At 68.7% G+C, this 15474-nt stretch carries 12 protein-coding genes; 11 read left to right on the top strand and 1 reads right to left on the bottom strand.

The window, feature by feature from the left end; genetic code table 11:
* Positions 1-44: 44 nt before the first annotated feature.
* The 8 genes from hflX to BpN12_RS25785 all read left to right on the top strand — a co-directional run bounded on the left by hflX (position 45) and on the right by BpN12_RS25785 (position 9362).
* A complete protein-coding gene (hflX, locus tag BpN12_RS25820) occupies positions 45-1226 on the top strand; it encodes a GTPase HflX (protein WP_246798010.1) in 1182 nt (393 codons plus the stop codon).
* Between the two features lie 48 nt (positions 1227-1274).
* Positions 1275-2699, top strand: a complete 1425-nt coding sequence (hflK, locus tag BpN12_RS25815) for an FtsH protease activity modulator HflK (RefSeq protein ID WP_246795079.1) — start codon at positions 1275-1277, stop codon at positions 2697-2699.
* Between the two features lie 15 nt (positions 2700-2714).
* Positions 2715-3617 (top strand): protease modulator HflC, encoded by a 903-nt coding sequence (gene hflC / locus BpN12_RS25810; protein ID WP_246795078.1) that lies wholly within the window; start codon positions 2715-2717, stop codon positions 3615-3617.
* 41 nt (positions 3618-3658) lie between these two features.
* Positions 3659-3850, top strand: a complete 192-nt coding sequence (locus BpN12_RS25805) for a DUF2065 domain-containing protein (RefSeq protein ID WP_042625175.1) — start codon at positions 3659-3661, stop codon at positions 3848-3850.
* A 169-nt stretch (positions 3851-4019) separates the two neighbouring features.
* Complete coding sequence (locus BpN12_RS25800; protein WP_246795077.1) at positions 4020-5168, top strand: ATP phosphoribosyltransferase regulatory subunit; 1149 nt, start codon at positions 4020-4022, stop codon at positions 5166-5168.
* A 136-nt stretch (positions 5169-5304) separates the two neighbouring features.
* The gene (locus BpN12_RS25795; RefSeq protein WP_246795076.1) at positions 5305-6651 is read left to right on the top strand and encodes an adenylosuccinate synthase; all 1347 of its coding nucleotides are present in this window, start codon (positions 5305-5307) and stop codon (positions 6649-6651) included.
* A 7-nt stretch (positions 6652-6658) separates the two neighbouring features.
* The gene (locus tag BpN12_RS25790; RefSeq protein WP_246795075.1) at positions 6659-7255 is read left to right on the top strand and encodes a phosphoribosyltransferase; all 597 of its coding nucleotides are present in this window, start codon (positions 6659-6661) and stop codon (positions 7253-7255) included.
* Positions 7256-7469: 214 nt separating this feature from the next.
* Positions 7470-9362, top strand: a complete 1893-nt coding sequence (locus BpN12_RS25785) for a potassium transporter Kup (protein WP_246795074.1) — start codon at positions 7470-7472, stop codon at positions 9360-9362.
* Between the two features lie 181 nt (positions 9363-9543).
* On the opposite strand, the gene BpN12_RS25780 is transcribed toward BpN12_RS25785, so the two are convergent.
* On the bottom strand, positions 9544-11874 hold the full coding sequence (locus tag BpN12_RS25780; RefSeq protein WP_246795073.1) for a Tex family protein: 2331 nt from the start codon (positions 11872-11874) through the stop codon (positions 9544-9546).
* Between the two features lie 141 nt (positions 11875-12015).
* Between BpN12_RS25780 and BpN12_RS25775 the strand changes: the two genes are divergently transcribed.
* The 3 genes from BpN12_RS25775 to yoaA all read left to right on the top strand — a co-directional run bounded on the left by BpN12_RS25775 (position 12016) and on the right by yoaA (position 15418).
* Entirely contained in the window at positions 12016-12750 is a 735-nt protein-coding gene (locus tag BpN12_RS25775; protein WP_246798009.1) for a colicin transporter, read from the top strand.
* Between the two features lie 123 nt (positions 12751-12873).
* Positions 12874-13089: an HP1242/YdcH family protein gene (locus BpN12_RS25770; protein WP_015875506.1), complete on the top strand. Its 216-nt coding sequence runs from the start codon at positions 12874-12876 to the stop codon at positions 13087-13089.
* A 58-nt stretch (positions 13090-13147) separates the two neighbouring features.
* Positions 13148-15418 (top strand): DNA repair helicase YoaA, encoded by a 2271-nt coding sequence (yoaA, locus tag BpN12_RS25765; RefSeq protein WP_246795072.1) that lies wholly within the window; start codon positions 13148-13150, stop codon positions 15416-15418.
* The last annotated feature ends 56 nt before the right edge of the window (positions 15419-15474 follow it).

The following is a 15474-nucleotide window of genomic DNA, read 5'->3' as shown; positions in this document are numbered from 1 at the left end:
CGCCGGCGATCCACGCCAGCCGCCTTATCTTGACACCCGCCAATTTGACCAACGCCGCATTAGTCGGCATCGATTTCGGCAAGACCGATTTCGAAGCCAGCCTCGAAGAACTGAGCCTGCTTGCTTCCAGCGCGGGCGCCCATCCCGCAGTCACCCTCACCGGACGACGCTCGAGCCCCGACGCCGCGATGTTCATCGGCAGCGGCAAGGCCGAGGAGCTGCGTCTCGCGTGCGATGCGAACGACATCGACATCGTCATCTTCAATCATCCGCTCGCGCCAGCGCAGCAGCGCAATCTCGAGCGCACGCTGAACCGGCGCGTGGTCGATCGCACCAGCCTGATCCTCGACATCTTCGCGCAGCGTGCGCGCAGCCACGAAGGCAAGCTGCAGGTCGAGCTCGCGCAGCTGCAGTACCTGTCGACGCGGCTGATCCGCGCCTGGACCCACCTCGAGCGCCAGAAGGGCGGTATCGGCCTGCGCGGCCCCGGTGAAACGCAGCTCGAAACCGACCGCCGGCTGATCGGCGAGCGCATCAAGATGCTGAAGTCGCGGCTCGACAAGCTGCGCCGCCAGCACAATACGCAGCGTCGCCAGCGCGAACGCAACCGCACGATGTCGGTGTCGCTGGTGGGCTATACGAACGCGGGCAAATCGACGCTGTTCAACGCGCTGACGAAGGCGCAGGCCTATGCGGCCGACCAGCTGTTCGCGACGCTCGACACGACCTCGCGGCGCGTCTATCTCGGCGACGAGGTGGGCCAGATCGTGGTGTCCGACACGGTCGGCTTCATCCGCGAACTGCCTCACCAGTTGGTCGCCGCGTTCCGCGCGACGCTGGAGGAGACGATCCACGCGGATCTGTTGCTGCACGTGGTCGATGCGTCGAGCGCGGTGCGGCTCGAGCAGATCGAACAGGTCAACGACGTGTTGCACGAGATCGGCGCGGACGCGATCCGGCAGGTGCTCGTCTTCAACAAGATCGATGCGGTGCCCGAGCTCGCGGCCCGCGGCGACGCGGTCGAGCGTGACGAATATGGTAATATTTCGCGCGTCTTTTTGAGCGCGCGCAGCGGCCAGGGGCTCGACGCGCTGCGCGGCGCCATTGCCGAAATCGCGACCAGCGACCAGCCGCTCTCCGGCTCGATGTTGCTGCCCGAGCCGACGCGCGACGGCGGGCTGGCCGAACCGCACGACGACCACACGGTTTCCGAACACGGGCACTAGCCGGCCGCTGGCCGGACAGTCGACGCCCAATCTGGTGAACAAACTCAGGTGAACGATTACAACGAGCGGAGTACCTGGCTGCGCAAGCGCCCGATGCTGTCGATCAACGATCCTCGCTGGGGTCGCGGCGGCGGCAATGGCGACAAGCCCCGCGGCAACGAGCCGAAGCGCCCGCAGTCCGACGGTGACGGTCCGCCCGATCTCGATGAAATGTGGCGCAACTTCAACCGCCGTCTGTCCGGCCTGTTCGGCGGCAAGGGCGGTGGCGGCGGCAATCGCGGCATGCGCCCCGACAACGGGCGCGCGGCGCGGATCGGCGTGGGCATCGTCATCGGCGTGCTGGTCGCGGTGTACGCGGGTAGCGGCATCTTCATCGTGCCCGACGGCCAGACCGGCGTCGTGCTGCAGTTCGGCGAGTATCGCGGAACGGTGGATCAGGGCGTGCATTGGCGCCTGCCGTATCCGTTCGAATCGCACGAAGTGGTCGACACCTCGCAGCTGCACGCCACCGAGATCGGTCGCAACAACGTAGTGCGCGCGGCGAACGTGAAGGACGCCTCGATGCTCACGCGCGACGGCGACATCGTCGACGTGCGCTTCATCGTCCAGTACCGGATTCGTTCCGCCACCGACTATCTGTTCCGCACCGTCGATCCCGAACTCACCGTGCGTCAGTCCGCGCAGGCTGCGATTCGCCGCATCGTCGGCGCGCAGCCGGCGAGCGACGTGATCGGCTCGGACCGCGACGCGCTGCGCGACACGCTGGTGCAGGCGATCCAGCATGATCTCGACCGCGACCAGACCGGCCTCGTGGTGACGAGCGTCGTGATCCAGTCCGCGCAGCTGCCCGAGCAGGTGCAGGCCGCCACCGACGAAGTGGCGAAGGCGCGCCAGCAGGGCGAGGCCGCGAAGAACGCCGCACAGGCCTACGCCGACGATTTGCTGCCGCGCGCGCGCGGCGACGCGGCCAAGCTGATCGACGACGCGAAGGCCTACGCGGACCGCGTCGTCACCCAGGCGCAGGGCGACGCGGATCGCTACAAGCAGATCTACGCGCAATACGAGAAGGCGCCCGCCGTCGTGCGCGAGCGCATGTATCTCGACACCATGCAGGAAATCTATTCGAAGGCGACCAAGGTCTACGTCGGTAACAAGGCAGGCAACAGCCTCGTCTACCTGCCGCTCGACAAGATCGTCGAGCAGCAGCGCCAGCGCGCGGCCGATGCCGCCGCCGCGAGTTCGGCCGCACCGGCCGGCGCGGCGCCGGCGAACGGCGCCGACACGAACGGCGCGGCCGGCACGGCCGGCGGCAATGTACAGGCGTCCGGCGCGAATCCGGCCGCCGCGCCGGCGGGTCCGTCGGCCGCAGCGGCCGCGAGCCCGGCCAGCGCCGCCAGCGATGCGCCGGGCCGCGAGGCGCTGCGCTCGCGCGACGCGCTGCGCAGCCGGTCGCGCGAAGACGATCTGCAGTAACGGGGAACGCCAGACATGAATCGAATCGTTGCGCTCGTCATTGCGCTCGTCATCGTCGCGTTCGTCGCGTCGTCCACCGTGTTCGTCGTCGATCCGAGCCATGCCGCGATCGTCTCCGCGCGCGGCGACGGCGAGCCGACCGTGTTCGGTCCCGGCCTGCACGCCAAGCTGCCGCCGCCGCTGCAGACGGCCGTACTGGTCGATACGCGGATCCAGACGCTCGACTGGGCCGATCCGCAGAGCTGCACGACCTCCGACAAGCAGGACGTGCTGGTCAGCCCGACCGTGCGCTACCGGATCGCGGATCCGCTGAAGTACTACGGCAAGACCGACGGCGGTGTGCGTGACGCCGTCGATCCGCTGCTGACCTCGCTGAAGGGCGCGCTCGCGCAGTCGTTCGCGAGCCGCACGCTGGCCGCGGCGATCGGCGCGCAGCAGGCCATCGCCGACGACGCGAAGCGCACGCTTCAGGCAGCGGCCACGCCGTATGGCGTCGAGATCGTCGACGTCGCGCTGCTGCGCATCGACCTGCCGGCCGCCGCGACCGAGGCCGCCTATCGCCGCATGACGGTGGCCGAGCGCGAACGCGCCGACACCGAACGCGCCGAGGGCGCGGCCGCGGCCGAGCGCATCAAGGCCGAGGCGGCGCGCCAGCAGCAGCAGATTCTCGCGGACGCCTACCAGTCGGCGCAGTCGATCAAGGGCGAGGGCGATGCCAAGGCCGCGCAGATCGCCGGCGACGCGTTCGGCCGCGATCCGCAGTTCTACCAGTTCTACGCGAGCCTGCAGGCGTACCGGAACACGTTCCATGCCAACGACGTGATCGTCGTCGATCCGGACAGCGAGTTCTTCCGCTTCATGCGCGGCCCGACGGGCGGCACGGCCGCCGCGCCGGCGCCCGCTCCCCGCAAACACTGACGTACAAGGGGCGCCGCCGCGCGCGGCGCCGTCGATACCGCATGGATCTGGCCGGTTCGCTGTTGCTCGCTCTCGCGCTGATGCTGATCGTCGAAGGGGCGTTCCCGTTCGTGTTTCCGGTCGCCTGGCGCGACACGTTTCGTAGAATAGCGGAGCGGCCGCCGCATCATATCCGGATCGGCGGCCTGATCGTGATGGTGCTCGGCCTCGTGCTGCTCGTCTTCGCGACCTGATGCCGGCCGCCGATCCGGCCCGCGATCCGCGCCGGTCGGCTCCGTTTTATCTCGATTTGCCCGTGCCGGCACCTGCGTGGTGCCGGATGCCGTGCGGGTGTCCGAACCATCCGATTCCAATCCGGCGTGCGCCCCGCGCGCCGCTGTTTTCTGTCGTAGGACCGTAACGATGTCGACCTGGTTACTTCCCGAGAATATCGCCGACGTGCTGCCGTCGGAAGCGCGCAAGATCGAGGAGCTGCGCCGCAGGCTGCTCGACCGCTTCCGTTCGTATGGCTATGAGATGGTGATGCCGCCGCTGCTCGAGTATCTCGAGTCGCTGCTGACGAGCGGCGGCAACGACCTGCGCCTGCGCACCTTCAACCTCGTCGACCAGCTGTCGGGCCGCACGCTCGGCCTGCGCGCCGACATCACGCCGCAGGTGGCGCGCATCGACGCGCATCTGCTGAACCGCCAGGGCGTGACGCGGCTCTGCTACGCCGGCAACGTGCTGCACACGCGTCCGCGCGGCCTGCATGCGACGCGCGAGCAGATCCAGATCGGCGCCGAACTCTATGGCCACGCGGGCCTCGAGGCCGACCTCGAGGTGCAGCAGCTGATGCTCGACGCGCTGCGGCTCGCGGGGCTCGGCAAGGTGCGCCTCGATCTGTGCCACGCCGGCGTGCTCGGCGCGCTGTTCGCGCGCGACGCGGTGGCCGCCGCGCGCGGCGAGGCGCTCTACGACGCGCTCGCCAGCAAGGACGTGCCGCTGCTGAACGAATTGACCGACGACCTGGGGCCGGATACGCGCGCCGCGCTGCGCGCGCTGCCGCATCTGTACGGCGATGCCGCCGTGCTCGGCGAGGCGCGCCGCGTGCTGCCGGCGCTGCCCGAGATCACGCGCGCGCTCGACGATCTCGCGCAGCTCGCCGCGCATGCGCAGGGCGCCGACGTGTCGATCGACCTGGCGGATCTGCGCGGTTACGCCTATCACAGCGGCGCGATGTTCTCGGCCTACGTCGACGGCGTGCCGAACGCGGTCGCCAACGGCGGCCGCTACGATCACGTGGGCCAGGCCTACGGCCGCGCGCGGCCGGCCACCGGCTTCTCGCTCGACCTGCGCGAGATCGCGCGGATCTCGCCGGTCGAGGCGCGCGGCACCGCGATCCTCGCGCCTTGGCGCCGGGACGATGCGCTGCGCGTGGCGGTGGCGGCGCTGCGCGACGCGGGCGAGGTGGTGATCCAGGCGCTGCCGGGGCACGACCATGTGCTCGACGAATTCGCCTGCGATCGCGCGCTCGTCGAACAGGGCGGCGCATGGGTGGTCGAGACGCGCTGAAGCGCGTCGGCCGCGGGGCGGCGCGGATGCTTAGGGTGCCATATCGTTGACGCGAAACCGTTGACGCGAAACGGAAAAATTCGGAACCCGCGCCGAACCTATGTAGAATACGTTTTTAACCAGCTAACGAATCAACATGTCTGCCAGCGCAGTGAATGTGACTCCCGGGCGCAACGTCGTCGTCGTGGGAACCCAGTGGGGAGATGAAGGCAAGGGCAAGATCGTCGACTGGCTGACGGACCACGCGCAAGGCGTCGTTCGTTTCCAAGGCGGTCACAACGCCGGGCACACGCTCATCATCGGCGGCAAGAAAACCATCTTGCGCCTCATTCCTTCCGGCATCATGCGTGCAGGCGTGGCCTGCTACATCGGCAACGGCGTCGTGCTGTCGCCCGAAGCGCTGTTCAAGGAAATCGGCGAACTCGAAGACGCCGGGCTCGACGTCCAGTCGCGGCTGTTCATTTCCGAAGCCACCACGCTGATCCTCCCGTATCACGTCGCGATCGACCAGGCGCGCGAAGCCCGCCGCGGCGCCGGCAAGATCGGCACGACCGGTCGCGGCATCGGCCCGGCCTACGAGGACAAGGTCGGCCGCCGCGCGCTGCGCGTGCAGGACCTGTTCGACGCGAAGACCTTCGCCGACCGCCTGCGCGACAACCTCGATTTCCACAACTTCGTGCTGACCCAGTATCTCGGCGGCGCGGCCGTCGATTTCCAGGCTACGCTCGACACCATGCTCGGCTACGTCGACCGTCTCAAGCCGATGGTCACCGACGTCTCGCGGCGCCTGTACGACGCGAACAACGCCGGCCAGAACCTGCTGTTCGAAGGCGCGCAGGGCACGCTGCTCGACATCGACCACGGCACCTATCCGTTCGTCACGTCGAGCAACTGCGTGGCCGGCGCGGCCGCGGCCGGCGCCGGCGTCGGTCCGCAGAAGCTCAACTACATCCTCGGCATCACCAAGGCCTACTGCACGCGCGTCGGCGCGGGCCCGTTCCCGAGCGAACTGTACGACGCGGACAATCCCGCGCGGCAGAGCCCGGTCGGCGTCACGCTCGCCAACGTCGGCAAGGAATTCGGTTCCGTCACGGGCCGCCCGCGCCGCACCGGCTGGCTCGACGCCGCCGCGCTGCGCCGCTCGATCCAGATCAACGGCGTGTCGGGCCTCTGCATGACGAAGCTCGACGTGCTCGACGGCCTCGACGAAGTGCGGCTCTGCGTCGGCTACAAGATCGACGGCAAGGACGTGGACCTGCTGCCGCGCGGCGCGGCCGACGTCGCACGCTGCGAGCCCGTCTACGAAACGTTCGGCGGCTGGAAGGAAAGCACGGTCGGCATCAATACCTGGGACGCGCTGCCCGCCAACGCGCAGGCCTACCTGACGCGCGTGCAGGAAGTGGCCGGCGTGCCGATCGACATGGTCTCGACCGGCCCCGATCGCGACGAGACGATCCTGCTGCGCCATCCGTTCAAGGTCTGATCGCACGATGACGCAAGCCAATCACGGCGCGCCGATCGCGATGGCCGATCCGCGCAACGACGAACGAAACCTCTGGGTCGGCTGGGACGAGTATCACCGGCTCGTCGAACTGCTCGCGCTCGCGGTGCATGAATCGGGCTGGAAGTTCGACCAGATCCTGTGCCTCGCGCGCGGCGGCCTGCGCGTGGGCGATCAGCTGTCGCGGATCTACGATCTGCCGCTCGCGATCCTCGCGACGAGTTCGTACCGCGAGGCGGCCGGCACGGAGCAGGGCGACCTCGACATCGCGCAGTACATCACGATGACGCGCGGCAACCTCTCGGGCAACGTGTTGCTGGTCGACGACCTGGTCGATTCGGGCGTCACGCTCGCACGCGTGCAGCAGCACCTGAAGGAACGTTATCCGGCCGTCACGGCGGTGCGCTCGGCCGTGCTCTGGTACAAGGCGTGTTCGAAGGTGAAGCCCGACTACCACGTCCAGTATCTGGCGACGAACCCGTGGATCCATCAGCCGTTCGAGGAATGGGACACGCTGCGGCCGCACAACCTGACTGCCTGGACCAAGCGCGGTCACGCCCAGCGTAACGACGACTCGGCGCAGTAAGGCCGCCCGAGGCGATACGCAAGCGAAGACATCGGCGCCCGCGGGCGCCGATTGCATTTCTGGCCGGCGCGCGCAAGCGGCTGGCCTAAACGGGGCCGCATGCTACACTGGCCGCGCCGCGTGGCATGACGGCAACACTGCCGGATGGCATGATCACGGGGCCAGTTAGAATAGCGCTCGTTTTTCCGACCCCAGAACGGAACGTTACGCTTCCATGACCGACACGAACCACTCGAGCACACGCCACACCTCCTTGCAGGTTCTCGCCGTCGCGGCGATCGGTGTGGTGTTCGGCGACATCGGCACCAGTCCGCTGTATTCGCTGAAAGAGGCGTTCAGTCCCGCCCACGGCATTCCGCTCACGCAGAGTTCGATCCTCGGCGTGATCTCGCTGCTGTTCTGGGCGATCATGCTGGTGGTCGGCGTCAAATACCTGATGTTCGTGATGCGCGCCGACAATAACGGCGAGGGCGGCGTGCTCGCGCTGATGGCGCTGTCGCTGCGCTCGGTGGAGTCGCGCCGGCATCTGACGCGAATCCTGATGGCGCTCGGCATCTTCGGTGCCTGCATGTTCTACGGCGACGCGGTGATCACGCCGGCCATCTCGGTGATGTCGGCCGTCGAGGGCCTCGAGATCGCGACGCCGCAGCTCACGCACCTGGTGCTGCCGATCACGGTGGTGATCCTGATCGCGCTGTTCTGGATCCAGCGCCACGGCACCTCGATGGTCGGCAAGCTGTTCGGCCCGATCATGGTGATCTGGTTCCTGACGCTGGCCGCGCTCGGCATCTACCACATCGCGCGCGTGCCGCTCGTGATCGCGGCGATCAATCCGTATTACGCGTTCTCGTTCATGGCCGACCACGTGCTGCAGGCCTACGTGGTGCTCGGCTCGGTGGTGCTGGTGCTGACGGGCGCGGAAGCGCTGTACGCCGACATGGGCCACTTCGGCGCGCGCCCGATCCGGCTCGCCGGCTACGCGCTCGTGATCCCGTCGCTGGTGCTGAACTACTTCGGCCAGGGCGCGCTGCTGATGCAGAACCCGAAGGCGATCGAGAACCCGTTCTTCCTGCTGGCGCCCGAGTGGGCGCTGCTGCCGCTCGTGATCCTGTCGACGGTGGCCACCGTGATCGCCTCGCAGGCGGTGATCTCGGGCGCGTATTCGCTGACGAGCCAGGCGATCCAGCTCGGCTACGTGCCGCGCATGAAGGTGCTGCACACCTCCGATCTCGCGATCGGGCAGATCTACGTGCCGGTGGTCAACTGGCTGCTGCTGTTCGTGATCCTCTGCATCGTGATCGGTTTCCGCTCGTCCGACAATCTGGCGGCCGCCTACGGCATCGCCGTGACGGCGACGATGGTGATCACCACGGTGCTGGCCTGCGTCGTGATGATCAACGTCTGGAAGTGGAACCGGCTGCTGGTCGGGCTCATCATCGGCGTGTTCCTGATCATCGATCTCGGCTTCTTCGGCGCGAACCTGCTGAAGGTCGCGCAGGGCGGCTGGCTGCCGCTCGGCATCGGCGCGCTGCTGTTCTTCCTGCTGACCACCTGGTTCAAGGGCCGCCATATCGTGAAGGAGCGCACGGCGGCCGACGGCATCCCGCTGATGCCGTTCCTGCAGGGGCTGCTCGCGCATCCGCCGCATCGCGTGTCGGGCACCGCGATCTACCTGACCGGCAACGACCGGCTGGTGCCGGTCGGCCTGCTGCACAACCTCAAGCACAACAAGGTGCTGCATGAGCGCACGCTGTTCCTGACCTTCGTCACGCGCGACATTCCCTATGTACGCGACGACGAGCGCGTGAGCGTGCGCGAGGCGGGCGGCGGCCTCTACATCGTGCGGGCCGAGTACGGTTTCAACGAGACGCCCGACGTGAAGGCCGTGCTCGAGGACATCGGCCGCAAGCACGACATGTCGTTCGAGCTGATGGACACCTCGTTCTTCCTCGCGCGCGAGACGGTGGTGCCGACCCATCTGCCCGGCATGTCGATCTGGCGCGAGCGCGTGTTTGCGTGGATGCACCAGAACGCCGCGAAGCCGACCGACTTCTTCGCGATTCCGGCGAACCGCGTGGTCGAGCTGGGCACCAAGATCGAGATCTGAGGCCGGGGCCGCGGTTCGCCGCGGGCCGGTCCCGGCACCAGGAAAAGCCGCGCGTCGCGCGGCTTTTTTCATGGGCGGGCGCCGGTCGTTCGGCCATGCACTGCACGGCGAGCGGCATGAAAAAAGCCCGCATCGACGATCGATGCGGGCCCGGGGGCTCAGCCGCTGCGGCGTGCCTGCGTCAGCGCTTGAGCTTGGCGAACGCGGCGGCCATCGCGCCGGCGGGTTCCGGGTCGCGCGAACGCTGCGGACGGCCGGCGCCGCCGCGCGGCGCGCCGCGATCGGTGCCGGAACCCGCGCCGCGGCCGGTGCCGGCGGCGCTCGCGTCGTCGGCGAGGCGCATCGTCAGCGCGATCCGCTGGCGCTTGACGTCGACCTCGATCACCTTGACCTTGACGACCTGGCCGGCCTTCACGACCTCGTGCGGATCCTTGATGAACTTGGTCGACATCGCCGAGACGTGGACCAGCCCGTCCTGATGGACGCCGATGTCGACGAACGCGCCGAACGCGGCCACGTTCGTCACGACGCCTTCGAGCACCATCCCCGGCAGCAGGTCGGAGACCTTCTCGACGCCGTCGCGGAACGTCGCGGTCTTGAATTCGGGACGCGGATCGCGGCCCGGCTTCTCGAGTTCGGCGAGGATGTCGCGCACGGTCGGCAGGCCGAAGCGGTCATCGACGAATTCGGTCGGCGAGAGGCCGGACAGCGCGTCGCGGTTGCCGAGCACGTCGTCGATGCGCTTGCTGATCTTCGCGAGCATCCGCTCGACGACCGGATACGCTTCCGGGTGGACCGACGAGCGGTCGAGCGGATTCTCGCCGCCGTTGATGCGCAGGAAGCCGGCCGCCTGCTCGAAGGTCTTGTCGCCGAGGCGCGGCACGCGGCGCAGGTGCTCGCGCGACGGGAACGGGCCGTTCGCGTCGCGGTAGTCGACGATATTGCGCGCGAGCGTGGCGTTGAGGCCCGACACGCGCGCGAGCAGCGGCGCCGAGGCGGTGTTCGCGTCCACCCCGACCGCGTTCACGCAGTCCTCGACCACCGCGTCGAGCGAACGCGCGAGTTCGCGCTGGTTCACGTCGTGCTGGTACTGGCCGACGCCGATCGCTTTCGGCTCGATCTTGACGAGCTCGGCGAGGGGATCCTGCAGGCGCCGCGCGATCGACACCGCGCCGCGCAGCGTCACGTCGAGCTCGGGGAATTCCTTCGCGGCCAGTTCCGAGGCCGAATAGACCGACGCGCCGGCTTCCGACACGACGATCTTCTGCAGCTTCAGCTCGGGGTGCTTGGCGATCAGCTCGCTCGCCAGCTTGTCGGTCTCGCGCGAGCCCGTGCCGTTGCCGATGCTGATCAGCTCGGCCTGCGTCTGCGCGGCGATGCGCGCGAGCCTGGCGAGCGAGCCGTCCCAGTCGCGGCGCGGTTCGTGCGGATAGATCGTGTCGGTGGCGAGCACCTTGCCGGTGCGATCGACCACCGCGACCTTCACGCCGGTGCGCAGGCCCGGGTCGAGGCCGATCACGGCCTTCGGGCCGGCCGGCGCGGCCAGCAGCAGGTCCTTCAGGTTGCGCGCGAACACGCGGATCGCCTCGCTCTCGGCGTCCTCGCGCAACTGCGTGAGCAGCTCGGTTTCCAGATGCGGCTGCACCTTCACGCGCCAGCACCAGCGGCAGACGTCGGACAGCCATTTGTCGGCCGGGCGGCTCTGGTTCGCGATGCCGAAATGGCGCGCGATCATCGCCTCGCCCGGGTGCGGAACCTGCGCGTCGAGTTCCTCACCGAGGCCGAGCTTGACCGTCAGCACGCCGGCGTTGCGGCCGCGGAACAGCGCGAGCGCGCGGTGCGAGGGCACCGTCTTCAGTGTTTCCGAGTAGTCGTAGTAGTCGCGGAACTTCTCGCCTTCCTCGCTTTCCTTGCCCTCGACCACGGCCGACGACACGACGCCCTGGCCGTGCAGATAGTCGCGCAGCTTGCCGAGCAGCTCGGCCGTCTCGCCGAACTGCTCGGAGAGGATGTCGCGCGCGCCGTCGAGCGCGGCCTTCACGTCGGCCACGCCTTTCTCGGCGTCCACGTAGGCGGCGGCCTCGGACTGCGGATCGAGCAGCGGGTTCGCGAGCAGCGCCTGCGCGAGCGGCTCGAGGCCGGCCTCGCGGGCGATCTGGGCGCGCGTGCGGCGCTTCGGCTTGTACGGCAGGTACAGATCCTCGAGGACCTGTTTGCTGTCGGCGGCCTCGATGGCCGCGCGCAATTCGTCGGTCAGCTTGCCCTGTTCCTCGATGCTGGCGAGGATCGTCGCGCGGCGATCCTCGAGTTCGCGCAGATACAGCAGGCGCTCTTCGAGCTGGCGCAGTTGCGTGTCGTCCAGGTTGCCCGTCACTTCCTTGCGGTAGCGGGCGATGAACGGAACGGTGGAGCCTTCGTCGAGAAGTTGCACGGCTGCCGCGACCTGGCGCGGCTGGACCGCGAGTTCGGTGGCGATGCGCTGAACGATCTTGAGTGCTACGGTTTCCGTCATGGGATGTAAGTGCGTCTACGGCCTGCTGGAACGCCCGTGGCCGGCGAACCGGGCCGGGCGGGTGAATGGAGCGGGGCATTTTGCCATAAATGCGCGGGGCCCCCGCCGCGACGGCCGCCACGCGGTGTTAGAATTCGCCCCATGTCCCGCTGCTTTCCTATGACGTTGCCAATCTCCCGTTCAACCGTTGCCGCGCTGGCCCTCGTGCTCGGCGCCGCGTCGTCCGTGGCCGCCGCGCAGGCGTCCGCGCCCGATTCGGCGGCCGCTGCCGACGCCGCCGAATCGGCGCAGGATCACGATTTCGATGCCCGCCAAAAAGTGCTCAATCAACGCACGGCGGAAAACAATTATCGTTATGCCGTGGCCGAACATGATTGTTACAGCCGGTTCTTCGTCAATGCCTGCCTGACCAAGGCGCGCGACGCGATGCGGGAGGAGCGTTCGGGCATCAGCCAGCAGCAGCTCGCGCTCGACGACGAGCAGCGCGCCGTGCGCGCCAAGCGCCGCGACGAGCAGATCGCGCTGAAGGCGGCCCGGCAGCAGGCCGAGGCGCCGCAGCGCGCGGCGACCGACGCCGCGAACGCGGCCGCCTATGAGGACAAGCAGCGCCAGAACGCGCTGAAGCAGGCGCAGCGCGGGGCCGAGGGGCCGCAGCACGCGGCGAACCAGCAGGCCTACGACCAGAAGCAGGCCGATTTCCAGCGCAAGCTCGACGACGCGCATGCGCAGGCGGCCGAAAAGGCGCAGGAGCGCGCGCAGAACGTCACGCGCTACGAGGACAAGCAGCGCGAGGCCGCGCAGCACCAGGCCGACGTCGCCGAGCGCCAGCGCCAGGCGGCCCAGAAGGCCAAGGAAAAGCAGCAACAACAGCAGTAGGGCGTGCCGCGCACGTCGTCACGCCAGACGCGAGGGGGGATTTCGTTCCAACAGCAATCCCGGCAAATCGTGAACGGTAATGCAGGCCGTTGCGTCGCGCCGGTTCTTTTGAAGGAGGCGAGCATGCAAACCCGTCAAGCGGACCTGAGGCAGGACCTGCGCAACCGGCTGGTGTCGTTGCAGGAGCAGCACAGTCAATTGGCCCGCGAGATCGAGCAGAAGGAAGGCCGATCCGATATCGACGACCTGGCGCTCCATCGGCTGAAGAAGGAAAAGCTGCTGGCCAAGGACAAAATCATCATGCTGCAGTCGCAGCTCGAACCGGATCAGCACGCCTGATCGCGGGCCTGGCAAGCGCCGGGGCCGGGTCGGGCACCGGACATAGGAACCGCTTGCCTTGAATTCTCCGTTAGAAGCCACCGCCGACGCGCGGCGCGACGAACCGTCCGCCGCGCCGTCGCGCACGTCCACGCCGAACGGCCTGGCGATGCCGAGCCGCAAGCGCGTGACCGAACTCGACGCGATCTTCGGTGAAGGTGGCCTGTTCTCGCGCGCGCTTGACGGCTACCGTCCGCGCGCCTCCCAGATCGACATGGCGCGCGCCGTCGCCGCCGCGATGGAGGCGTCCGCTCGCAAGCTGCCCGAGCCCGAGATCTTCGACAACCGCAAGCGCCCGGCACGCAAGCTGCAGGGCGACGGCGCGGCCGGCGAGGACGCGCGCGGCACGGCGGCGGCCGAAGCCGATGACGGCGCCGACAACACGCTGATCGTCGAGGCCGGCACCGGCACCGGCAAGACCTACGCCTACCTGGTGCCGGCCATGCTGTGGGGCGGCAAGGTGATCGTCTCGACCGGCACCAAGCATCTGCAGGACCAGCTGTTCCAGCGCGACGTGCCGACCGTGCGCGACGCGCTCGCGGTGCCCGTCACGGTCGCGATGCTGAAGGGCCGCGCCAACTACCTCTGTCATTACTACCTGCAGCGCACGGCCGACAACGGCCGCCTGCCGACGCGGCAGGACACCGCCTACCTGCAGGAGATCGTGCGCTTCGCGAAGATCACGCGCAGCGGCGACAAGGCCGAGCTGGCAAGCGTGCCGGAGACCTCGCCAGTCTGGTCGATGGTCACCTCGACGCGCGACAACTGCCTCGGCCAGGAGTGCCCGCACTACAAGGAATGCTTCGTGATGCAGGCGCGCCGCGAGGCGCAGCAGGCCGACGTGGTGGTGGTCAACCACCACCTGTTCTTCGCCGACATCATGCTGCGCGACACCGGCATGGCCGAGCTGCTGCCGAGCGCGAACACCATCATCTTCGACGAGGCGCACCAACTGCCGGAGACGGCCACGCTGTTCTTCGGCGAGACGCTCTCGACCACGCAGATCCTCGAACTCGCGCGCGACGCCGTGGTGGAAGGGCTCGCGCACGCGCGCGACGCGGTGGAATGGGTCAAGCTCGGCGGCGCGCTCGAGCGCGCGGCACGCGACGTGCGGCTCGCGTTCGCGGACAGCGGCATCGTGCGGATGTCGCTCGCGCAGCTCGGCGACGATCATCCGCTGTTCGGCGCGCTTGACGACGTCGACGCGGCGCTCGACGCGCTCGCCACGGCGCTGGCCAGCCAGTCGGAGCGGGCCGAGTCGATCGGCGCCTGCCTGCGCCGCGCGCGCGAGCTGCAGGGCATCCTGGCCGGCTGGGTCGCGCCGGAAGCGGCCGCGGCGCAGGTGGCCAGGGACGTGAAAGCGGCGGCGGCGAAGGCGCCCGAGGGCGAGGCCGCCGCGAAGCCGCAGGACGACCCGGGCGAGAAGGTGCGCTGGGTCGAGGTGTTCTCGCAGACCGTGCAACTGCACGAGACGCCGCTGTCGGTCGCGCCGATCTTCGCGAAGCAGCGCGCCGGCGTGCCGCGCGCGTGGATCTTCACGTCGGCGACGCTGTCGGTGCGCGGCGACTTCACGCATTACGCGGCGCAGATGGGCCTCAGCTCGCGCCGCTCGATGACGCTGCCGAGCCCGTTCGACTATCCCGAGCAGGGGCTGCTCTACGTGCCGCGCGACCTGCCGCAGCCGTCGTCGCCGGCTTTCACCGACGCGGTGTTCGAGGCGGCGCTGCCGGCCATCGAGGCCTCGGGCGGCGGCGTGTTCATGCTCTGCACGACGCTGCGCGCGGTCGACCGGATCGCCGCGAAGCTGCGCGAGACGATCGAAGCGCGCGGCTGGAACCTGCCGCTGCTGGTGCAGGGCGACGCGAGCCGCACCGAGCTGCTCGACCGCTTCCGTGCCTACGGCAACGCAATCCTGGTCGGCAGCCAGAGCTTCTGGGAAGGTGTCGACGTGCGCGGCGACGCGCTGTCGCTGGTCGTGATCGACAAGCTGCCGTTCGCGCCGCCCGACGATCCGGTGCTGGCCGCGCGGCTCGACGCGCTGACCAAGAAGGGCTTGAGCCCGTTCGCGGTCCACCAGCTGCCGCAGGCGGTGATTACGCTGAAGCAGGGCGCGGGCCGGCTGATCCGCGCCGAGACCGATCGCGGCGTGCTGATGATCTGCGACACGCGGCTCGTGGACAAGCCGTATGGGCGCCGCATCTGGCAGAGTCTGCCGCCGTTCAAGCGCACGCGCGAGATCGAGGTGGTGCGAGAGTTCTTCGAGGAAGGCGGCCGCGGCATCCGTGCTTGACGGTGCCGGTGGTCGATCACCGGCACGCTCGATAAAAAACCCGGCCGAGGCCGGGT

It is taken from the genome of Burkholderia perseverans, from assembly GCF_022870505.1.
Lineage (GTDB): Bacteria > Pseudomonadota > Gammaproteobacteria > Burkholderiales > Burkholderiaceae > Burkholderia > Burkholderia plantarii.
This window is presented reverse-complemented; position numbering and strand designations above follow the sequence as displayed.